We start from the raw sequence: 21658 nt of genomic DNA on the forward strand, positions 1-21658 counted from the left end.
GCGGGCGCTCATGGGGAGTTCTCCCCATGGTCACCGGCCGCGACGCCGCCTATCTTCGAAACAACAAGACCTCCCGGCACACCGGCCGGGCCAGATGAAAGGGGCCCTCATGGCCAATCTGAATGTCACCTACGACCAGATGAACTCGGCCGCCTCGCGCCTGCGTGACGGACAGAACGAGCTCGAGGCGAACCTGCAGCGCCTGCGTCAGCTCGTCGCTCAGCTCGTCCAGGACGGCTTCACCACGAGCCGCGCCTCGGGCGCCTTCGACGCCTCCTACACCGAGTTCACGACCGGTGCGACCAAGACGGTCCAGGGCATCGAGGGCATGGCCTCGTTCCTCGAGAAGGCCGCTCAGGCCCTGCAGTCCACCGACGAGCAGCTCGCCAGCCAGCTCGGTCAGTGATCGGGAACCTGCGGGGCGCTCGCGCGCCCCGCAGGTTCACGAGGCCTTCCACCTCGCGCCGGTGCGCCGAGTGTGCAGGTGGAGGGCCTCGCGAACCTTGGGGGATGACGATGACAGATGTGCAGCTCGACTTCGACGCCCTGCGCGCCGCGCGCGTGCGCGTCGATGAGGCGCTCTCGACATTCGGGTCGGCCGGAACGGTCGGGGACGACCTTGCCGTCCTCACCGGCGAGGATCGTCTTGCCGGCAAGGTCCGAGACTTCGCCGACAACTGGGACTACAACCGGGGAAAGCTCACCGAGAAGCTGCAGTTCCTGCGCGACAGCATCGATGCGATCGTCGACAGCATGACCGAGGTTGACGACGAACTCGCGCGGCAGGCGCAAGAGGCCGCGCCCGAGACGCAGACCGACGGCGAGGGGGAGGGCTGATGAGCGCCATCTCGGTTGAGTTCGAGGATGTCCTTCTCGGTAACCCCGACCAGCTCGACCCCCGCGCGGCCGACCTCGTCACGGCGGCGGCAGCGATCGAGCAGGCGGCGCAGTCGCTCCGAGGACTCATCGACGGGCAGATCTCGCAGTCCACGGATGCCCTGGCCCGTACCGCGACGGAGGTCGCGCGATCGCTCAACAAGGCCCGCACGAGATACCGCAACACCGGGGAGGCCCTGCAGACCTACGCCGCGGATCTGCGCCCCATCCAGAAGGACGCCCGCGCGGCGATCGCCACGGCGGAATACTACGACCAGAGGTCGGCGACGTTACCGAACGACATCTCACGGCGCGAGGGCGACCTGCTGCGCGCCGAGGCCGTCGACGCGCCGCAACATCAGATCGACGAGATCGAGAACGATCTGCGGCGCCTGCGTCGGTCCGAGTCGAACGCCTACGCCCAGCTGCAGGATGCCCGGCAGCAGCTCTCCTCCGCTCGTGACCGCCTGCGCGCGATCGCCGACGCCGCGATCGCCAAGATCGAAACGGCCATCGAGGGCGACAGCGATTCGGCGTACGACAACTGGAACCAGTTCTGGGAGGGCGCTGCCAAGTGGATCGGCGACTGGGCCGCCAACGTGCTGAAGGGCGTGCTCGAGTTCCTCGGCCAGCTGTTGGCGGTTCTGGTGGCGATCGTCGTGATCCTCGTCGCGATCGTCATCGTGGTCGCCCTGCTCGCAGCGATCGCTGCCGTGATCGGCTGGATCGCCCTCGCGGTGCTCGCGGTACTGATCGTCGGCTCCCTCCTGCTTCTGTTCACCCTGCGCGACGGCAGCTCTTCGCGCCAGCCTCGACACGTGGACGATGCGTCCAAGACCTTCGACCGGTCGCCGGCCGCCCCCGACGCCCACGGTGAAGCCCCGGCCGACTACGGAGACCTGTTCGAGGATGTCGGGAGGCAGGACGTTCGCGGTGGGCAGGACTCGACGCACATCCGGGTGGTCGCGATCATGCAGGACGGAAAGGTCGTGGCCTGGCGGGTGCAGCTGCCGAGCACCCAGAACTGGAGCCCCTTCAACGAGCACGGAGGACTCAATGACCTCTCCACCGATGCGATGCTCGCCCTGAATCCCTCCGTGCATACGCAGTACGAACGCGCGGTGTACGACGCGATGCGCCGGGCGGGTGTGTTCGACAGCGATGCACCCATCATGCTCACGGGGTGGAGCCTCGGTGGGATGATGGCCGGCGACATCGCCACCGATCCGGCCCTCGACGGGCGCGTGCAGTCCGTGGTGACGGCCGGGTCGGCCATCGACAAGTATGCCGACGCGATCGATCCGTCGGTGCGCGTCACACAGGTCAACAACGTCTGGGATCCGGTGCACCACCTGGAGCTCGTCGGGTACGGTCGTGACGACGTTCCCGGGCCGAACTGGCAGACCTTCCATCCCGTCGACCCGCGGATACACGACTCGACGATGTACGGTGAGCTCGCGGACGACGTGGTCCCCGACGTGCGCCCCGGAGACGAGATCTTCTTCGCCGGCAACGCGGTCGGAACCACGGAGCACGTGCACGAAGAGGTCTACGTGCGCGGGTGAACGCAGCGGCAGAGAGGTGACGAGAGATGTCCAGGAATCGACTCTGGCACGCGATGGCTGCCACCGCAGTCCTCGCGCTGATTCTGACGGGATGTTCGGGAATGAATGAAAAGGATGTGTCCGACCGGCTCGGCCGCGAGGCTGGTCTCAACGGTGCGCTCGTGGAAGTGCAGCACCCCGGTCTGCCCACCAACGAGAAGATCGTGGTGTGGATGTTCGTCGACGACACGAGCGCTCCGGCCGTTGCCGACGACGTCACCCGCGTCGCGCGCGTGGCAGCCAACGACCCGGACTTGGCAGGAAAGGACCTCACCCTCGCCGCTGTCGAGGGCTCGCCGGCCGACCATACCGACCGCGTCGTGCTGGGATCGTCGGGAGTTCCCGTCATGGCGGCGGTCGCGGAGACCGTGGGTGGTCGAGGGGCCGAGGAGTTCCTCGAGCTCAGCGCCGCTGATGTTCGCCGGCTCGCCGGTCGGCAATGAGTGAAAGCGTCGGCCCACAGCTGCGTTTCCGCCTGCCGGGGGAGTGGATCTCGGTGGACCCGCGAGACGAAGACGCGGCTCGCGATCACAATGCGTCGCTCGCCCGGGAGATCGTCGGGCCCGCGGACGATGCGCCGCTGCTCCGTCGCCGTATCCAGTCCGGATTGGACGATGCGGCTGCCGCAGCGCGCGAGGCCTCGGCACGCCTGTTGCTGATCTGCCGCGAGATCGCGCCGGGCGTGCCAACTCCTGTCGCCATCACGGTCCACACCCCGATCACGATCACGCCTGCCGTGGGAACGGCTCCCGAGTCGGTGATGCGCGCTTTCGAGCTGAGCCTGCCCCACACCCGCGAGCCCGATCTGGAGACGGCGACACGAATGGATGCCGCCGGCTCGGCGGTGCTGCGTCTGCACGCCGTGAGCACGCAGGTGATCGAGGAGGACGGGCAGTCGGCCGTGCAGCGACGTCTGGTCGCGCGCTACTGGTACACCGTTCCGAACAGCAAACAAGTCGCGCTGGTGAACATGTCGACGCCGCTCGGTGACATCCCGCACGCGATGCTGCGCTTCTTCGACGCGATCGTCGCCGCATCGTCGTGGGGCGCGGCTGACGCGGCCTGACGCTCAGCTGCGGTAGTGGCCCAGCACCTTCACGATGATGCCGCGGCGCCGCAGCTCGGCGATGGCGTGCGTCTCCTCGTCGACCGTGCGACCGAGGGCATGCTTGTCGGCGACGACGACGACGTCGCCCGACACGAGACGGCCGAAGAGGCGGTTGAGGCGCTCGGCCCAACTCTCCCCGGTCTCGGGGGCGGGATGACGGAAGCCCTCGATCGGCACCCCGAAGTCTGCGAGGGCGTCACGCTGCGCGATCACCGAGGGCAGATCGTCGCGCGCGACGACGAGTCCCACCAGGCGTGAGCCGTCGGGACGAGCGGCCCACCAGTCGGTGCCGGACACCACGACCGGCACGGCCGACGTCACGGCGGGCAGGGCGACCGACTCGGCGTAGTCGGCGGGGGCGCGCTGGTCGTCCGGCTGATCGGTGCTCACGGCATCCATTGTGTCCTACCGCGCCGACACGCGAGCCGATCCGCTGCGCGATCCGGTTCAGTCGTCGGGGTCGCGTCGCAGCTGGATGCTGAGCTGGTCGGCGTCCAGCTGCGCGAGAGCGTGTCGGAGCGTCGCCGAGGAGTACGACCCCTCGCTGGATACGTCGACGAGACGCTCGCGCATGGCCTCGATCAGGGAGATCCGCAGGTCGATGACACTCGCGGTGCTGATCTCGGGTGCCTCGATCGGCGGGCTGCTCATGCGCTCGGCGAGCTTGGAGAGCACCTCGGGCGGAAACGGCTGGCCCGAGGAGTCGGCGAGCCCGGGTGTGCGCACGTGGGCCAGCGCGGCCTCACGCAGCTCGTCGGCGAGGCGGTCGGCTTCCTCGCTGCTGCCGTCGCCGGCGGCAGACGGAATGCGCAGCATGCGGATCACCCATGGCAGGCTCAGTCCCTGCACCATCAGGCTCACCAGCGCGACGACGAACGCGATGAGGATCAGCAGTTCGCGGGCGGGCGTGGTGTCCGGATCGAGCGTCTGCGCCGCGGCGAGGGTGACGACACCCCGCATCCCGGCCCAGACGATGACGGCGCCCTCCTTCCAGCCGAGCGGGGATGCCTGGTAGTAGTCCATGTCGTTGAGGACGCGCCCGACGCGGGCGCGCACGCCCTCGACCCGACGCTGGGCGGAGGCGGCATCCGGCGTGCGCCGCGCCCATCGCCGCGCGACGCGACGCGCCGCGCGCCCAGTCGTGCGCCGGACGAGTCCGCCGCTTCGCGGAGCGGGGTTCGGATTCTCGCCGGGTTGCGGGCGCAGATCGCGCAGGTTGCCCGTCTCGACGTCGAAGGCGCTCAATCGATCGCTGAACGCCTGCAATCGGTCGCGCTGCATCCGGCGGGCGCGACGACCGATGAGTGTCACCAGCCCCGACACGTACAGCGCCCGCACCGCGAGCACGATCGCCAGGGCGGCGACGGCGAGGCCGATCCCGACGCCCACGCCGCTGTGCTTCTGGACGTTGGCGCTGACGATGTCGCGCAGCTCCAACCCCATGATGAGGAAGACCGCACCCTCCAGCAGCAGCTCGAGCGTGTGCCAGTTCAGCTCGTCCGACACGCGCTGCTCGGGGGTAGACCATCGGGCGGCGCCCTGGCCGGCGGTGATGCCGGCGGCGACCGCTGCGACCAGTCCCGACCCGCCGAGGTGCTCCGTCGGCAGGTAGGCGACGAACGGGACGATGAAGCCGACGGCGGTGTTCGCCACCGGCTCGCCGATCCACCGCCGCACCCGCAGGGTCAGCAGGCCCACCGCGACGCCGATCACGACGGCGACGAGCACGCCCCAGGCGAAGGCGCCGATCGTGCTGCCCGGCGAGAATCCCGCCGCGGATGCCGCGACGGCGCTGCGCAGCAGCACGAGCGCCGTCGCGTCGTTGAGCAGGCTCTCACCCTCGAGCATCGTGATGACGCGCGGGGAGATGCCCAGCTTCTTCGCGATGGAGGTGGCCACGGCATCCGTGGGGCTGATGATCGCCCCGAGGGCCACGGCGAGGGCGAAGTCGAGTCCCGGGATGGCGACGTAGAAGAGCGTCCCCAGCGCGAGGGCGCTGATGACGACGAGGATGACGGCGAGCCCGGCGATCGGCAGGGCGTCGCGGCGGAACTCGATCGCCGGCAGGCGCACCGCCGACGCGTACAGCAGCGGGGGCAGGATGCCGACGAGGATCAGCTCCGGGGGCACCGAGAACTCGGGCAGCAGGAGTGAGGCGACGAGCCCGATCGCGACGAGGATGAGCGGGCCGGCGACACCCAGTCGGCGCGCGAGCACCGTCGAGACGCCGATGACCGCGATGCCGGCGATCAGCCACGTGAGGTCGGTCACGGTCGACTCAGATCATGCCGAGGACCCGCACCGCGTCGCGCTCGGCGACGAGCTCGGCGACGGAGGCGTCCAGGCGTGCGCGGCCGCGGGCGTCGAGGTCGAGCCCCTCCACGACGCGGAAAGCCGTGCCATCGCTCGTGACGGGTGCCGAGGAGTACAGCCCCGCCGGCAGACCGTACTCGCCGTGGGAGAGCACCGCCGCCGAGGTCCACCCGTTCGCCGTGCCGTGGACGAGATCGCGGACGTGGGAGATCGCGGCGTTGGCCGCGGAGGCCGCCGAGGACGAGCCGCGCACCGAGATGATCTCCGCCCCGCGCTTGGCAACGCGGGGCACGAAGACGTCGTCGAGCCAGGATGCCACGGCATCCGCCCCGCCGAGCTTCTCCGCCAGCGCCTCGAGCACCGGACGACCGTCCACGCTCGCGTGGGCGACGTCCGGGAACTGCGTCGCGGAATGGTTGCCCCAGATGGCGACGCCCTGCACCGCCGCCACGGGCGCCTCCAGAGCGGCGGCGAGCTGGGCGAGGGCCCGATCGTGATCCAGCCGAGTCAGTGCGGCGAAGCGTTCGCCCGGGATGTCGGGCGCGGCCGCCGCGGCGATCAGCGCGTTCGTGTTGGCGGGGTTTCCCACCACCAGGACGCGGATGTCGCGGGCGGCGACCTCGTTGAGCGCCGCGCCCTGCGGTCCGAAGATGCCCGCGTTGGCCGCGAGCAGGTCGGCGCGCTCCATGCCGGCGCCGCGCGGGCGCGCCCCGACCAGCATTGCGAGGTTCGCTCCGTCGAAGGCGATGCGCGGGTCGTCGGTGATTTCGACATCGGCGAGCAGCGGGAAGGCGCAGTCCTGCAGCTCGAGCGCCGCGCCCTCTGCGCTCTTGAGCCCCTGGGGGATCTCCAGCAGGCGCAGTCGCACCGGGCGGCCGGCTCCCAGCATGTCGCCGGCGGCGATGCGGAACAGCAGCGCGTAGCCGATCTGTCCGCCGGCCCCGGTCACGGTGACTGTCGTGGCATCCATGTCTCGAGCCTACGGCGACGCGTCACGGGACGATACGGTGGGGCATGACGTTCAACAGCAATGCAGAGCTGGGAGGCACGACCGCACGGCGACGAGGCCGCGGGGGAGGTGCCGCAGCCGTCGCCGGCGGCGGTCTCGCCGGGCTGGGCGGCATCGCCGTGCTCCTGCTCATCCTCTTCACCGGCGGCGACGTCACGAGTCTGCTCGGCGGCGCCGGCGGCACCGCGCAGGACTCGGCGATCCAGGGCTGCGACACGGGTGCCGACGCGAACGCGAACGACGACTGCCGCCTCGTCTTCGGCCAGAAGGCGCTCGACGCCTATTGGTCCACGCACGTGCAGGGCTACCGCGCGCCGCAGCTGATCATCGTCGACGGCGCCGCCTCGACCCGCTGCGGTACCGCCTCCAACGCGACCGGTCCGTTCTACTGTCCGCCGGAGGAGACCATCTACGTCGACCCGACGTTCTTCGGCGTGCTGCGCAGCCAGTTCGGCGCGCAGGCCGGCAGCCTCGCCCAGCTGTATGTCCTCGCCCACGAGTACGGTCACCACATCCAGCAGCTGACCGGCATCATGGACCGCTACCCGAACGACGGGACCGGCCCGGCCAGCAACGGGGTGCGCACCGAACTGCAGGCCGACTGCTACGCCGGCGCGTGGATCGCCGACGCGACGGAGGCGAAGGACGCCAACGGTGTCGCCTACCTCCAGCGGCCCACCGACGCGGAACTGCGCGACGCGTTGGACGCCGCGGCCACCGTCGGCGACGACAACATCCAGGCCCAGTCGGGCCGCGTCAACCCCGAGACCTGGACCCACGGCTCGAGCGCCCAGCGGCAGCGCTGGTTCACGGCGGGGTATCAGAACGGGCTCGGAGCCTGTGACACCTTCTCGGTGTCGGGAGGAGAACTGTGAACGGCCCCGCCCACCTGGACGACATCCTCTACCCCGACATCGAGCCGTACGAGAGCGGATACCTGCTGGCCGGCGACGGGCAGCGCGTCTACTGGGAGCAGTCCGGCAACCCCGACGGCAAGCCGGTCGTGTTCCTGCACGGGGGTCCCGGTTCGGGCACCTCCCCGTGGCACCGGCGGTTCTTCGACCCGGAGAAGTACCGGATCGTGCTGTTCGACCAGCGCGGCTGCGGAAAGTCCACGCCCCACATGAGCGCGCCCGACGCCGACCCGCGCTTCAACACCACCTGGCACCTGGTCGCCGACATCGAGCTGCTGCGACGCAACCTCGGCATCGAGACGTGGCAGGTCTTCGGCGGCTCGTGGGGCTCGGCGCTCGCGCTGGCCTACGCCCAATGCCACCCGGATGCCGTGAGCGAGATCGTCCTGCGCGGCGTCTTCACCCTGCGGCGGCACGAGCTGGAATGGTTCTACGAGGGGGGCGCCGCGGCGATCTTCCCCGACCGGTGGGAGAGCTATCTGGCACCGATCCCGGTTCTGGAGCGCTCGCGGCTGATCGAGGCGTATCATCGCCGGCTCACCGACCCGGATCCCGCCGTCCACGAGCCGGCCGCGATCGCGTGGACCACGTGGGAGATGTCGACGCTGACGCTGCATCCCGACCCGGACCTCGTCGCCTCGATGACCGATGCGGCCACCGCGGTCGCGTTCGCGCGCATCGAGAACCACTACTTCATGCACGGCGGGTGGCTGCGCGAAGGGCAGCTCATCGACGACGTCGGCGCGATCCGCGGCATCCCCGCGGTCATCGTGCAGGGCCGGTACGACATCTGCACGCCGATCATGACGGCGTGGGATCTGCACCGGGCCTGGCCGGAGGCCGAGTTCGTCGTCGTCGACGACGCCGGCCACGCGGCATCCGAGCCGGGCATCGCCCGCGCCCTGCGCGCCGCGACCGACCGCTTCGCCACCTGACACCCCCACCCCCGCACGCCGTGTCCCACTTTGGGCGGAGGGTGTCCCACTTTCTGTCTCCCGAGCGGGGTGCGGGCGACAGAAAGTGGGACACCGGCGGGGTGGATGCCGTGGCCTCCGCCGCCGGAGAACCGGCGGCGCTGGTAGGCTGGAACCACTTGCGGCACCACTCGGGTGCCTCTCGCGTCGTAGAACGCTTCCCTCGCCGCCCGGTTCTGACCGGATGATCGGCTGACATTCTTCGTACGGCGACCCTGTGCGCATCCGCGCAGAGGCCACCGATCCGGGCCCGCGTGCCCAGAAACACCACCATGTCTGACATCACCTTCGGCGCGCTCGGCGTGCCCGCCCCCCTCCTCGACGTCCTCGCGAAGGACGGCAAGACCACCGCGTTCCCCATCCAGGTCGACACCCTGCCCGACACACTCGCCGGTCGTGACGTGCTCGGCCGCGGCAAGACCGGTTCGGGCAAGACGCTCGCCTTCTCCATCCCGCTCGCCGCGCGCCTCGGCGGTCCCCTCGCCGGCGGCACCCGCCGCTCCGGCCGCGTGCTCGGTCTGGTGCTCGCGCCCACCCGTGAGCTCGCGACGCAGATCAACGCGACCCTCGAGCCCCTCGCCGCCGCGTACGGCATGACGACGACCACCATCTTCGGCGGCGTCAACCAGAACCGCCAGGTCGCCGCGCTCAAGGCCGGCGTCGACATCATCGTCGCGTGCCCCGGCCGTCTCGAAGACCTCATCTCGCAGGGCTTCGTCAAGCTGGATGCCGTGGAGATCACCGTCATCGACGAGGCCGACCACATGGCCGACCTCGGGTTCCTGCCGTCGGTCACGCGCATTCTCGACAAGACCCCGCGCGACGGCCAGCGTCTGCTGTTCAGCGCGACGCTGGACAACGGCGTCGACAAGCTCGTGAAGCGCTTCCTGCAGAACGAGGTCCTCCACTCCGTCGACGAGGCGAACTCGCCCGTCGCCGCGATGACCCACCACGTGTTCCACGTCGGCGGCGTCGAGGAGAAGAAGGAGCTCGTGCGTACGCTCGCCTCGGGCACCGGCCGTCGCATCCTCTTCATGCGCACCAAGCACCACGCCAAGAAGCTCGCGCAGCAGCTGACGTCGCAGGGCATTCCTTCGGTCGACTTGCACGGCAACCTGTCGCAGCCCGCGCGCGACCGCAACCTCGCCGCCTTCAGCTCCGGTGCCGCCAAGGTGCTCGTCGCGACCGACGTCGCGGCGCGCGGTGTGCACGTCGACGACGTCGAACTCGTCATCCACGTCGACCCGCCCATGGAGCACAAGGCCTACCTGCACCGTTCGGGCCGTACCGCCCGTGCCGGCGCCGAAGGCTCGGTCGTCACCCTCGTGCTTCCCGGTCAGGAGAAGGACGTCAAGGACCTCCTTCGCAAGGCGGCGATCACCGCGACCCCCGTGCCTGTGACGCCGACCTCCCCGCAGGTCACCGCGCTCGTCGGCGAGGTCGCCCCCTATGTCGCGCCCGCGCCGAAGTCCGAGCAGCCCGGCCGTGGCCAGGGCGGCGGCGGTCGCAGCCAGGGAGCGAACGCGCAGCGCAAGCGCGCCGCGCGAGAAGGCGCCCAGGGCCAGGGCGGCGCTCGTGGTCAGGGCGGCCGTGGTGGCCGCGGCGCCGGTCAGGGAGCGCAGGCGGGTCAGCCCCGCACCGACCGTTCCGGTCGTCCGGCCGCCGAGCGCTCCGCCGCCGGGCGCGAGCAGCGTCCTGCTCGCGACCACCGCCCTGCCGAGCGGTCGGCGCAGCCCGCGGCATCCGGAAACGCCCGCGCCACCGGCCGTCGTGCCTCGCACGGCGGTGGCACCGGCGGCGGAAAGCTCATGGTCGGCTCCGTCGTCCGCCAGAACGGCGGACCGCGACGCGCCGGGCGCTGATCTCGATCGCCCGCTGATCCGATCCGTGCGCTCAGATGCCGCGGATCAGATCGGCGGCGCGCTCGCCGATGACGATGGCGGGCGCGTTCGTGTGCCCGCGGATGACCGTCGGCATGATCGACGCATCCGCGACCCGCAGGCCGTCGACGCCCCGCACCCGCAGCTCGGGGTCGACGACGGATGCCGCGTCGAGCCCCATCCGCGCCGTCCCGACCGGATGGTAGAGCGTGTGGGAGTAGCGCCGCAGAGACAGCTCGATCCGCTCCGCCGCGCTCATGCGCTCGCCACCGACCGGCTGCACCCAGCCGCCCGTCGTCACGGCGCGCAGTGCCGGGGCCTCGATGAGGCGCTCGCACTCCGCGAGGCCGGCGCGCAGGGTCTCGGCGTCGATGCCTGCGGGGTCGGTCAGATACGCGGGATCGATGATCGCGGCATCCGTCGGGTCGCTGGAGGCGAGGCGGATGGTGCCGCGACTGCGGGGCTGCAGCAGGATCGCACCCACCGTGATGCCCTCCGCGGGCGGCGGTACCAGGCCTTCGCCGACGTACGGTGCCGTCGCGAAGATGATCTCGATGTCGGGCAGGTCGGCGGGCGCGCCCCTGCGATCGGCCACGGCCGTGCGCACGAAGCCGTAGGCTTCGGCGACGTTGGAGCTCAGCATGCCGCGCCGGGCGCTCACATAGCGCGCGAGCTGAGCGGGCCGCCGCGCTCCGTACAGCGTTCCGCCGCGCGCCGCGGGCGCGAGACCGGCGACGAGATGATCCTGGAGATTCTGGCCCACCTGCGGTGCGTTCACGCGCACGGGGATGCCGTGGGAGGCGAGGTGATCCTCTGGCCCGATGCCGCTCAGCATCAACAGCTGCGGGGTGTTGATCGCGCCCCCGCAGAGGATGACTTCGCGCCGAGCGCGGGCGTGGCGGGTGATGCCGCCGAGGTCGACGTAGACGCCCGTGGCCCGCGGCGCCGCACCGGCATCGCGCTCGGCGAAGGTGACCCGCCGCACCAGCGCGTCGGTGAGCACGCGGAGGTTCCGGCGTCGACGCGCCGGACGCAGGTAGGCGTCGGCGGTCGAAGCCCGGGCTCCGCGATGCTGCGTGACCATCGTCTGCGAGAAGCCCTGCCTCGTCGGGAGGTTCGCCGGAGTGACCGGATGCCGCAGCTCGCGCGCCGCCTGGAGGAACGCGGCCGTGTGCGGGCGGGGGTCGCGCTGGTGCTCGACGGGCTGCGCCCCCCGGGTGCCCTGGGTGGCATCGGCGGCGTCCTGGGTGGCCTCCGCCCGCACGAAATACGGGGCGAGGGCGTCCCACGACCACGTGTCGCCGGCGCCCTCCGCCCACGCGTCGTAGTCGGCCGCGAACCCGCGGATCCACATCATGGCGTTCAGCGATGACGATCCGCCCAGGGTCTTGCCGCGCGGCCAGTAGATCGTGCGCCCCTCGAGCTCCCGCTGGGGGACCGTGTCGTAGTTCCAGTCGTAGCGACCGCGGAACAGCGTCGAGAATGCCGCCGGCACGTGCAGCTCGAGGGCGGCATCGGTGGGGCCGGCTTCGAGCAGCAGCACGCTGACGGCGGGGTCTTCCGTGAGTCGGGCCGCGAGCGCGGCGCCCGCCGAACCCGCTCCGACGATCACATAGTCGGCGTCGAGGGCGCCGCCCGTCGCCGGCCGTCGCGGGCTCATGCGCCGAAGGCCTTGACGAGGGTGAGCGCCATCTTGGCCGGATTGCCGTCGATGCGGAAGCGGGTGAATCCCTCGCAGACGGCAGCGCCCGTGCGCGACGTGACGAACCACGGCGGCTTCGGCAGCACCGACAGTCCGTAGCCCCGCATCGCCGAAGACGCCGAGCGGGGGAACGGTCGGAAGGGTCCCCGCACGACCGTGCGTTCGACGTGGTCGAGCAGCAGGGCGTTGTGCACGACGCCCATGCCGCTGGGCGCGTCCTCGAGGGTGCCGCCGGGGAAGGCGCCCCAGGTGGCGGTCGGTGTGAGAAAGCCGAAGGCCGTCCACGCGTTGATCGCGACCGTGCCGTAGCGGAGGTCGGCGAGCGCCCTCTCGAACCCATCGCCCAGAGACTTCTGCGTCTCGGGATCGATCAGCACGTTGGCGCCGAGGGTGCCCACGAGGCGCTCGTTGGCATGCGCCACGGCGCTGTCCAGGAACTCCTGGCCCGTGCCGCGCAGGGCGACCACCCCGAGAACCGGCGAGAAGTACTCCGTCGTCTCGAGGGTCCCGGCGTCGGCCGGGGTCGTCTCGATGAGGGCGCGTGTGCCGCCGCCGCACCACGCGGCATCCGGGTACGAGGTGCGGGCAGCGTCGAGCTTGCCCTGACTCTGCGGATACCAGACGGGGCGGGACGGCGCGCGGTCGTACGCCGTGCGCAACGCGTCGAGGAACGCGTCGCGCTGCGCCCAGTCGTCCGAGAGCAGCACGACCTGGCCGGCGATGCAGTTGTGGCCGCTGTTGTGCAGGCGCATGGTGACGACGTGCTCGGCCTGGAAGCGCAGGTCGGCGTTCGACCACCTCCCCGGCACGACGATGATCGGCGAGACACCCCCCAGTTCGGCCGTGATCGGCTTCTTCAGCAGCGGTCTGCCGTCGCGGCGGCGACGTGTGGCGGCACCCGCCGCGGCGGGGGTGTGCGAGGGACCCCACACGATGGAGCGGAACGTCGCCTCCGATCCGGTGATGTGGACGTGGTCGATCTCCGGATGCTGGGTGAGGTAGGCGCCCACATCGCCCCCACCGCGGACGATCCGCAGGAACCCGGGCTCGATGAGCGGTGCCAGGGCACGCTCGAAGACGGACACGAGCGCGTCCTGCGTCGGATTGACCTTCAGCAGCGTGACGCGGTTGGACGCCAGCAGCTCGTACAGCACGTCGAGGTAGGGGATGGAGGTGATGTTGCCGGCGCCCAGCACGAGCCCGACGCCACCCGCGCTCGCCGGATCGAGCTGGCCGAGCCCCGCCTCCCGGCGGGCCGTCGCGGCATCCACCCCCGGCTGCAGCCAGACCTCGGTGGCGTAGCCCGACAGCAGCAGGGCGTCGGTCGCCGACAGTGGCGAGGTGTGGACGACCGTGCGGTCTCCGGGAGCCGCGCCGATGCGGACGCCGTCCAGCGGCGATCGCCCGACGGCGAGAGCCCGGAGCGTGTCGGCGTAGGCGTCGAGGGCGACGATGGCTGCGTACGGCCCCGACAGCCACTCCTCGCCTCGGAGCGGGTGGCCGGGGGCGAGACCCTTCGACACGGATGCCGCGTCGGCCCATTCGGCCGCGACCGCGGACGTCGCGACGCGGACGCGCTGCAGCAGCGTGCGACGTTGCGCGAGAGTGAGCGCGCTCCAGGCGCGCTGCCCTGTGCGCAGAGCCGTGATCGCGGCATCCAGATCGGCGCGCACGTCATCGGCGAGGGTGGGCGCGACTGTGGACCGTTTCGGTGCGCTCGGAGCGTTTGCGGTCACGGCGTTCTCCTTCGAAGCGGTGGTCGCGCTCGCGCGCGGGCCTCCAGCTTACGACCGGATGAGACGCGGTTCCCGAAAAGGTGCGACGCGATGTCGCGTCGTCTCGCCGACGCCCCTCAGATGAGGGAGAGCTCGCGCAGCTTCGCCTCGACGTCGGCGTTGGTCGGCTCGACGTGGTGGGAGGCGTCGGGGTAGACGACGACGGGGATGTTCGTGCGACCGGAGATCTCGCGGGCGACGTCCGCAGCGGCGGGGTCGGCGACCAGGTCGACGTAGGTGTACGGCACACCGAGCTCGTCGAGCTGCTTCTTGGTGCGGACGCAGTCGCGGCACCAATCGGCACCGAACATCGTGATCTGGGTGTTCTCGGAGGTCATGATTCCAGCGTACGCTCGGCCGCGCGGGTGACGCCCCGGGTCGCCACCCGGGAGGTGGACTTGTTCTTCGGGGCGTAGACCCAGAGCGCGTGGTAGACGAAGCGCACCACGAACGCCGCGGCGAGTGTGATCGCTGCCGCCAGGACGCTCGGGATGTGCGCGCCCTGCACGAGCAGCGGGATGATCGGGATGCGGACGACGGCTTCGACGTTGTTGAAGGCGAACGACTTGAGGAAACGCACCCACATCTGGCCGGACTCGGAGCGCATGTCGGCGAAGACGAGGTACTCGAGCAGCAGGAAGTTGCCGATGATCGTCACTTCGCTCGCGATGATCGCGGCCGTCAGGTAGTTCATGCCGAGGTGGATCAGGCCCCACATGATCACCAGGTTCGCGATCGCCCCGACACCGCCGACGAGGGCGAACGCCGACATGCGGCCGAAGCGCAGCATCGCCAGCTGCGTCAGGAAGCGCATGCCCTGGCTGAAGGTGGCCTTGGACTCACCGGCGAAGCGGGTCGCGAACGCGAACGGGATCTCGCCGATGCGCATCTGACGGCGCGCGAGGATCTCGAGCAGGATCTTGAATCCGCGCGGGCGGAGGTCGTCGAGATCGACGGTGTCGCGGTCGACGAGGAAGAAGCCGGTCATCGGGTCGGTGCAGCCGTGGAGCTTCCGCGGGAACATCGCCTTCGTCAGCAGCGTCGAGGTCCGCGAGACCGCGGTGCGCGTGGCGCCGGCGAGGCCGCCCGCCGTCCCGCCAGCGACGTAGCGAGAGGCGACGACGATGTCGACGTCGCCGAGGGCGGCGCGGTCGAGCATGCGCGGGATGTCCTCGGGCGGATGCTGCAGGTCACCGTCCATGACCAGGCACCAGCGGGCCTGCGCGTTGCGGAAGCCCTCGAGCACGGCGCCGCTGAGTCCACCTTCGGGTTCGTCGCGATGGATGAGGCGCACCGGGAAGTCCGTGGACGCGGCGACGGCCTGGATCGTCGCGGGCGTGTCGTCGGTGGAGTCGTCGACGAAGACGACCTCGAAATCGACGTCGTCGAGGGCCGCACCGATGCGGCGGACCAGCTCGGCGACGTTCCCGCCTTCGTTGAAGGTGGGAACGATGACGGAAAGATCCATGGGGATGCGCTCGCGATCGGTCAGGGACAGAACCGTTTCAGCCTACCGAGGCGGAGTTGGGCAACTCCTGTGCGTGCTCTGTCAGTTCTTGCTGGCTCCCGCTCATCTTCTGGCTCCCGCTCACCAACGGTCCTCAGCCGATCTGCTTCTTGAGAGCGTTGACGCCCATGCCGTAGTTGATGCGGACGCACGGGAGGGTGAGCTTGTCGCTGCCCACCGACACGTAGCCCTGCTCGATCGTGCGGGCCATCTCGAAGCCCGCCTGGCGCAGGCCCTCGTGCGAGGTCTCGTTGTTGTGCCCGTACGGGTACGCCATCACTTCCTTGACTCCGCCGAGCGCGGTCGCCGAGGCGGTCATGTCCGCGGCGATCTCGGGAGCGGTCAGGTTCACCATCTGGCCCTTGCCGTTGGCTCCCGCGTGATGCATGTCGTGCGTGTGGGATCGCTGCAGGATGAACCGGTTCTGGGCGGGAACGCCCGAACCGGTGATCACGAAGGAGGTCGCCATGAGCTGGAGCTGCTCGTTGATCGGCGAGGCCATCGTGAGCCAGCTCGGATCGGCGTCGTCATCCGTGATGATCACCGCGTGGTCGGGCAGGTAGAGCGCTCCGTCGATGAACGCGCTCAGCTCGTCCCAGGTCGGCAGGTAGAAGGACTGATCCTTGATGTACTGCATCTGGGCGCGGTAGTCCTCGATGTACGCGTAGTTGCCGCGCAGCCAGCCGGACTCGCCCTCGGGCTTCGCGGTGAACTGGTGGTACATGAGGATCGGCACGCGCGCCTTGGCGGCGGCCACGGCATCCGTCGTCGTCCACGCGCCGTAGAGCGTCTGCTGGTGGGCGGTGCAGGCGACCGGCCGCGAGCCGTTGATCCGCGTCGCGGGACTGCCGGCATGTGCAGCGGGATCGGCGGATGCCGCGGCCGCCGTCGCCGCGTCGGCGTACCAGCCTGCGAACACGCGGCCGGCCGCCCGTGGGATCGGCAGGTGGTCGTAGAGCCGGTCCTGCACTTGCAGCTGCGGCTCGAGCGTCGTGCCGTCGATGCTGAAGCTGACCGCGCACGCTCCCGGGACATCGGCATGAGCCGCCAGGAGCGCTTGAGCCGGGGTGAGCGGCGTGGGGGTCGGGGAAGGTGAGGGCGCGTGCGTGGCCGGCGTCGGCGAGGTCGCGGCATCCGTGTTCTCCGTGGCGCAGCCGGCGACGACGACTGTCGCGGTCAGGACCACGCCGATGGTGAGCGCGCGGATGAGGCCGCGGTGGCGGTGCACGAAACCCATGAAAACAACCCCCAAGGTCGACGGCGCGCCCCCGCGCCGCGCTCATCCTAGGGGGACAAGGTGTCGTGAACCGGAAATCACCGGTTCGGCGGGTGTTTTCTTCGACTTTCGTCGCAGATTCCCCCCGCTCGGGGGGGGGCTTACCCGACGTCCGAGCGGATGCCGCGACGTTCGTCCTTCGCCACGATGGCCGCGTCCAGCGCGCGTCGCAGCTGCGAGCTCGACGTGTGCGCAGTGTAGGGAAAGTAGACGACCTGCACGCCGACGGCCGCGAACTCGCGCTCCAGGCGCAGACCCTTCTCCGTGCCGCGCCAGTCATCACCTTTGAAGAAATGAGTGAAGCCGACCTCGCGCCACACCTCGAGCTTGTCGGGCACCGTCTCGATGTGGACATGGTCGACGTAGCGGATGTCGCGCACGATCTGCGCGCGCTCGACCGTCGGAACGAACGGTTCCACGCCCTTGACCTCACGCAGCATCTCATCACTGACCACACCCGCGATCAGGAGGTCACATTGCTCCTTCGCATGGCGAAGGATGTTCAAGTGTCCGATGTGAAACAGATCGAACGCACCTGCGGCATAGCCGATCGACACAGCCATAGCGAGCTCCCCCAGCTCTCGACATGATCCGAGCCCGACGACGAGCGCCGGTCCGGTTCGAGCCCCCCGGCTCGATGCGGGCCCCCCGGCCCACGTCTGCACATTACCGCAGGTGCGCACGAGGCGACAGTGGCGCGCACCGCGACGGCAGCGCCAACCGCAGGAAGGCTGCCGCCCCGGCGCACCGTCGGGCAAGATGGGGCCGGGGGAAGGGGCGCGCGTGAAGCGGAAGGCGTTGGGGGCGATCGCCGCGCAAGCGGCTCAGGCGGCGGTGAGCTTGGCGCTGCAGATCCTCGTCGCACGCCTGCTCGGCATCGCCGACTACGGACGCTTCGCGATCCTCTACGGCGTGATCGTGTTGGCGTCGGGCGTCGTCACGGGGCTCGTCGGAGACGCGCTCATCGTGCTGGATCGCGCGGACCGACGGATCCGCGCCGGACTCGAGGTCTGGCTCGCGATCGCGGCGGCGACCAGTGCGGCGCTCGCCGCCGCCGCGGCCGCAGCCAGCGGCTTCGCCAGCCCTGCCGAAGCGGGACTGTTCGCGCTCGCGATGATCGCCTTCGTGGTCGAGGAGATCGTCCGCCGCCTCCTCATGGCGGGCTACGCTTTCCCGCGAGTGATCGCCGCCGATCTGACCGGCTTCGTCGTCAGCCTCGCGGTGCTCGCCGGGGCGGCGGCCGTGCAGGCACTCTCGCTCGGTGCTTTCCTTGGTGCCATCGCCGCCGGGCAGACCATCGGCGCGATCGTCGGGTGGCGTCTGGTTCCCCGATCGGAACGCGTCCTGGTCGGCTGGCGGGGTGCAAACCTGCGCACCGTCTGGGGTTACGGGGCCTGGCGAGGGCTGCAGCAGACCCTGCGGCCGGCGATGCTGACTGGCGTGCGTGTGGTCGTGCTTGCGGCCACCGGCGCGGCCGCCGTCGGCATGCTCGAGGCGGCACGCACCTACACCTCCCCTCTCCTCCTGGTCGTCGGCGGCCTGTCGTCGTTCCTCTTCGTCCGCTTCGCCGACCATCGGCGCGAGGGCCGGTTCGACTCGCTGCGAGAGGCGGACCGCGTCGTGGTCGTGCTCGTCGGCGCGACCGTTCTGATGAGCGCGGTGGCGCTCGGACTCGGACCGTGGCTGGGTCCGCTGGCGTTCGGTGTCGCGTTCGATCCGACGATGCTCGTGGCGTGGCTCGTGTTCGGGCTTTCGGTTGCGGTGGTCACGCCCTACGGCGCGCTCAGCGCCGTCGCCGGACGTCAGCGGGTGGTCTTTATGGTTCGCCTCAGCGACACTCTTCTCGGTCTGGTGCTGACGGTCGTGATCGTCCTCGTCGGCGGCAGTCCGGCCCTCATTCCGTTCGCCCTCGCCGCGGCATCCGCGCTCGGCGGAGTCGCCCTGCGCTGGATCGCCGCGAACACGCCGTCGGCACCGTGATCCTCTCAACCGGCTGAGAAGGCTCGGCAGGCAGCGCCGACTGGTGGTAGGTTCGGCGCAGCACGAAGGCGTCGGGCGGGGGAACAGGGGTACGTCCGGCGCTCGGGCTCATCTTGGGGGGTGGGGAGCATGGAGGACGTCCCGTACGCGCGGATACTCCGCGAAGGGTGGTTGCTGGTCCTGATCTTCGCGCTGCTGGGCGCGGGTGGCGCCTACGGCATCGCGAAGCTGTTGCCGGAGACGTACGCATCGACATCGACGTTGATGCTGCAGGTGGACTCGAAGGAAGCGTCGCTGTTCGAGCGCAACCAGTTCAGCCTCGCGCGGATCCGTTCGTATCCGGAGCTCGTCGACAGTCCGGAGGTCATCGCCGGCATCCGCAGCGATCTGCACCTCTCCGCCGACGAGTACAGCGATCGCGACCTGCGAAAGATGGTGTCGGCGGACAACACGACCGACACCGTGCTGCTCGTCGTGCGCGCCGAGGCTCCCACTGCGCAGCTCAGCGCGGCGGTCGCGAATGCGGCCGCAGCGCACCTGTCGAAACTCATCCAGTCGACGGAGAACTCCGACGCCGATGAGCGCTACCAGGTGAACCTCACCGTGGTGCTGCCGGCGGTCGAACCGCTCGCGCCGGTGTCTCCGCAGACGCTCGCGATCGTCGGGCTCGGACTGATCGTCGGGCTGGCGGTCGGCGGGATCGTCGCCGTTTATCGCACGGTGACCAACCGCAACGTCATCACCATCTCCGACGTGCGCCGCCTCGTGGGCATCCGTGTCGTCGGGCGCATCCCCCGCCGTCGCCGCTGGAGGCGTTCGGACGACGAGGACGAGTCCGTCGCCTTCGACGAGACCGTCGCCAATCTCGGGGTGCTGGGCGGCAGCGACCTCTCGTCCGTGCTCGTTCTGACCGCTTCGGACGATGCCATCGGGCAGGCGGAGCGCAGTGGTCTGGCGGCTGCCTTCGCTGCTGCGGGCCGTACCGTCACGATCCTGGAGACGCGCGCCACATCCGACGCCGCGGCCGAGACGCGCTCGCTCGCCGAGGTGCTCGACGGGGAGGACGTCGACGCCGCGGTGTGTGAGGCCGCGGGCCGGCAGTTCGCCGATCCTCTGCCGGTCGCGGCGGCAGCGCTGCAGGACGCACTGCCCGCCCTCCGCTCGACCCTGCGGGCGCATGTCGACGTCGTCGTGGTGGTGGTGGATGCCGCATCCGTCGCCGTGGTGCGAGAACTCGTCGACGACGCCACCGGAGTCGTGGTCGCGGTGCGGAGCGGATCGACGGCGGCATCGGCGCTGTCGGCCCTGATCACCAAGCTCTCCTTCGTGGACGTGCATCCGTTGGGCGTCGTCCTGACCGGTGCCGCCCGACATGCGTCCGGCGTCGTGACCGAGACCTGGCGCGATGCGGTGCCCGTGGGGACCGCCGGAACGGGCTCGGCCGCACGGCCATGACGTCCGCAGGGCTCGGGATGCGCGGGCAACGGGTGCACGGGGGCGTCCACGCGGATGCCTCGCGGCCGACGCGTCGGCGGTTCGCGGCGCTCGTCGCGCTGTTCCTGCTGGTGATCGTCAGCGTCATCCCGTGGCGTCCGCAGTCGTTCTACACGGGCGGGCTCGATCCGGTGGTCGTCGCGAAGGCCGCGATCGCCGTGGTCGCACTGGGCGGGGCCGTCGGCTTGACCCTCTTCACGCGCCGACGGATGCCGGTGGGTCTCGGACCCGCGGCGGTGATCGCCGTCACCCTCATGATCAGTCTCCTCGGCGGTGTCGTCGCCGGCAACGGCTCCGCAACGGCCGTGCTGGTCGTGCGGGTGTTCATCGTCATGGCCACCCTGCTGCTTCTGCTGACGAACGCGCCGTGGGATCGGGCCGTCGCCGCGTTGCTGACAGCGATGGGGATTCTCGCCGTGGTCGCCGCCGCGACGGGCGCGCGGACGCTCGTCAAGGGCCGTCTGGGCGGCGGCATCCCGGAGATCCATCCGAACGAGCTCGCCGGACTCGCCGCCCTTCCGCTCATCGCCCTCGTCGTTCTCATCCTGCGCCGCGGCTTGCGGGTGTCGCCGGTGATCGCGAGCGTCGTGCTCTTCGGCATCGTCGTGGCAACCGGGTCGCGCATCGCCCTCGTCGGGATCCTCGTCGGGGCGATCGTGGCGCTGGTCACCAATGGTGTGCGACGGCGCGGCGTCCTCTACACGCTTCTCGTCTTCGTTCCTCTCATCTACGGTGTCATCGTCTTCACGCGCGTCGTGGATGGGCTCGCCAGCCGCGGGGGCACGTCGGCGGAGAGCACCGCGTTGGACTCCCGTCTCACGGGCTGGCAGGTGGTTCTCGGCTGGGATTGGGCGTCGTGGCAGCGATGGCTCGGTGTGGGTCTGTCGGTGAAGGAAGTCGCGGTCCAGGAGAAGTGGCGCTCGTCCCAGGTGCTCGACAGCAGCTGGGTGTCGCTGTTGGCGCAGGCAGGTCTGCTCGGAGTGCTGCTCATCGGTCTGCTGGTGGCATGGTGCGTGGTCACCGCTGTCACGGCCGCCTCGCGGCGCGGACTTCTGCTGCCGCTGCTCGCGATGTTCGTCATCCGCACATTCACCGAGAGCGGCATGGTCGACAGTGCGATGCCGTTCCTCCTGTTCGTGACGCTTTCGGCGCTGCTGACCAGAAGGTCGCGACAGGCGTCCGGGCCGCCGGGTCACGAGAACCAAACTCGTGCTCGCTCTGTGACGATGCCGGGCGTACGCTGAGG

The 21658-nt window shown here is 70.3% G+C and carries 20 protein-coding genes; 11 read left to right on the forward strand and 9 right to left on the reverse strand.

All coding sequences use genetic code 11. The annotated features are described in order from the left end of the window. The first annotated feature begins 109 nt into the window (after window positions 1-109). From JOE53_RS00405 to JOE53_RS00425, 5 genes are all read left to right on the forward strand, one after another. The gene (locus JOE53_RS00405; RefSeq protein ID WP_005054492.1) at window positions 110-406 is read left to right on the forward strand and encodes a WXG100 family type VII secretion target; all 297 of its coding nucleotides are present in this window, start codon (window positions 110-112) and stop codon (window positions 404-406) included. 104 nt (window positions 407-510) lie between these two features. Then, a complete protein-coding gene (locus tag JOE53_RS00410; RefSeq protein ID WP_051498702.1) occupies window positions 511-837 on the forward strand; it encodes a hypothetical protein in 327 nt (108 codons plus the stop codon). Beyond that, on the forward strand, window positions 837-2441 hold the full coding sequence (locus JOE53_RS00415; protein WP_204946435.1) for a hypothetical protein: 1605 nt from the start codon (window positions 837-839) through the stop codon (window positions 2439-2441). The genes JOE53_RS00410 and JOE53_RS00415 overlap by 1 nt, the downstream gene beginning before the upstream one ends. A gap of 53 nt (window positions 2442-2494) precedes the next feature. Then, window positions 2495-2923 carry a hypothetical protein gene (locus tag JOE53_RS00420; protein WP_233449443.1) on the forward strand — a complete coding sequence of 143 codons (429 nt, stop codon included), beginning with the start codon at window positions 2495-2497 and terminating at the stop codon, window positions 2921-2923. Beyond that, a complete protein-coding gene (locus tag JOE53_RS00425) occupies window positions 2920-3546 on the forward strand; it encodes a hypothetical protein (protein ID WP_036284362.1) in 627 nt (208 codons plus the stop codon). Before JOE53_RS00420 ends, JOE53_RS00425 begins: the two co-directional genes overlap by 4 nt. Window positions 3547-3549: 3 nt before the next feature. On the opposite strand, the gene JOE53_RS00430 is transcribed toward JOE53_RS00425, so the two are convergent. The 3 genes from JOE53_RS00430 to JOE53_RS00440 are packed head-to-tail and all read right to left on the reverse strand — an operon-like array spanning window position 3550 to window position 6871. Next, on the reverse strand, window positions 3550-3987 hold the full coding sequence (locus tag JOE53_RS00430; protein WP_204946436.1) for a recombinase family protein: 438 nt from the start codon (window positions 3985-3987) through the stop codon (window positions 3550-3552). Window positions 3988-4035: 48 nt separating this feature from the next. Continuing rightward, window positions 4036-5859 (reverse strand): cation:proton antiporter, encoded by a 1824-nt coding sequence (locus JOE53_RS00435; RefSeq protein WP_204946437.1) that lies wholly within the window; start codon window positions 5857-5859, stop codon window positions 4036-4038. Window positions 5860-5866: 7 nt separating this feature from the next. Next, the gene (locus JOE53_RS00440) at window positions 5867-6871 is read right to left on the reverse strand and encodes a malate dehydrogenase (protein ID WP_204946438.1); all 1005 of its coding nucleotides are present in this window, start codon (window positions 6869-6871) and stop codon (window positions 5867-5869) included. 44 nt (window positions 6872-6915) lie between these two features. Between JOE53_RS00440 and ypfJ the strand changes: the two genes are divergently transcribed. From ypfJ to JOE53_RS00455, 3 genes are all read left to right on the forward strand, one after another. Next, a complete protein-coding gene (gene ypfJ, locus JOE53_RS00445) occupies window positions 6916-7785 on the forward strand; it encodes a KPN_02809 family neutral zinc metallopeptidase (protein WP_204946439.1) in 870 nt (289 codons plus the stop codon). Beyond that, window positions 7782-8759, forward strand: a complete 978-nt coding sequence (gene pip / locus JOE53_RS00450; protein WP_081767936.1) for a prolyl aminopeptidase — start codon at window positions 7782-7784, stop codon at window positions 8757-8759. Before ypfJ ends, pip begins: the two co-directional genes overlap by 4 nt. A 311-nt stretch (window positions 8760-9070) precedes the next feature. Further along, on the forward strand, window positions 9071-10660 hold the full coding sequence (locus JOE53_RS00455) for a DEAD/DEAH box helicase (protein WP_204946440.1): 1590 nt from the start codon (window positions 9071-9073) through the stop codon (window positions 10658-10660). A 31-nt stretch (window positions 10661-10691) separates the two neighbouring features. Here the strand turns inward: JOE53_RS00455 and JOE53_RS00460 are convergent, their stop codons facing one another. From JOE53_RS00460 to JOE53_RS00485, 6 genes are all read right to left on the reverse strand, one after another. Further along, a complete protein-coding gene (locus tag JOE53_RS00460; protein ID WP_204946441.1) occupies window positions 10692-12338 on the reverse strand; it encodes a GMC family oxidoreductase in 1647 nt (548 codons plus the stop codon). Beyond that, entirely contained in the window at window positions 12335-14116 is a 1782-nt protein-coding gene (locus JOE53_RS00465; protein ID WP_204946442.1) for an aldehyde dehydrogenase family protein, read from the reverse strand. The genes JOE53_RS00460 and JOE53_RS00465 overlap by 4 nt, the downstream gene beginning before the upstream one ends. A gap of 116 nt (window positions 14117-14232) precedes the next feature. Next, complete coding sequence (locus tag JOE53_RS00470) at window positions 14233-14493, reverse strand: glutaredoxin family protein (protein ID WP_005054517.1); 261 nt, start codon at window positions 14491-14493, stop codon at window positions 14233-14235. Then, on the reverse strand, window positions 14490-15623 hold the full coding sequence (locus JOE53_RS00475) for a glycosyltransferase (RefSeq protein WP_005054519.1): 1134 nt from the start codon (window positions 15621-15623) through the stop codon (window positions 14490-14492). The genes JOE53_RS00470 and JOE53_RS00475 overlap by 4 nt, the downstream gene beginning before the upstream one ends. Window positions 15624-15756: 133 nt before the next feature. Next, window positions 15757-16899 carry a polysaccharide deacetylase family protein gene (locus tag JOE53_RS00480; protein WP_204946443.1) on the reverse strand — a complete coding sequence of 381 codons (1143 nt, stop codon included), beginning with the start codon at window positions 16897-16899 and terminating at the stop codon, window positions 15757-15759. Between the two features lie 140 nt (window positions 16900-17039). Next, window positions 17040-17501 (reverse strand): adenylyltransferase/cytidyltransferase family protein, encoded by a 462-nt coding sequence (locus JOE53_RS00485; protein ID WP_204946444.1) that lies wholly within the window; start codon window positions 17499-17501, stop codon window positions 17040-17042. A gap of 220 nt (window positions 17502-17721) precedes the next feature. On the opposite strand from JOE53_RS00485, the gene JOE53_RS00490 reads away from it, so the two are divergent. The 3 genes from JOE53_RS00490 (at window position 17722) to JOE53_RS00500 (ending at window position 21656) form a co-directional block, all read left to right on the forward strand. After that, window positions 17722-18918 carry a polysaccharide biosynthesis protein gene (locus JOE53_RS00490; RefSeq protein WP_204946445.1) on the forward strand — a complete coding sequence of 399 codons (1197 nt, stop codon included), beginning with the start codon at window positions 17722-17724 and terminating at the stop codon, window positions 18916-18918. Window positions 18919-19047: 129 nt separating this feature from the next. Further along, the gene (locus JOE53_RS00495; protein ID WP_204946446.1) at window positions 19048-20373 is read left to right on the forward strand and encodes a YveK family protein; all 1326 of its coding nucleotides are present in this window, start codon (window positions 19048-19050) and stop codon (window positions 20371-20373) included. Next, window positions 20370-21656 (forward strand): O-antigen ligase family protein, encoded by a 1287-nt coding sequence (locus JOE53_RS00500; protein ID WP_204946447.1) that lies wholly within the window; start codon window positions 20370-20372, stop codon window positions 21654-21656. Before JOE53_RS00495 ends, JOE53_RS00500 begins: the two co-directional genes overlap by 4 nt. Window positions 21657-21658: the final 2 nt, after the last annotated feature.

Source organism: Microbacterium laevaniformans (assembly GCF_016907555.1).
GTDB lineage: Bacteria > Actinomycetota > Actinomycetes > Actinomycetales > Microbacteriaceae > Microbacterium > Microbacterium laevaniformans.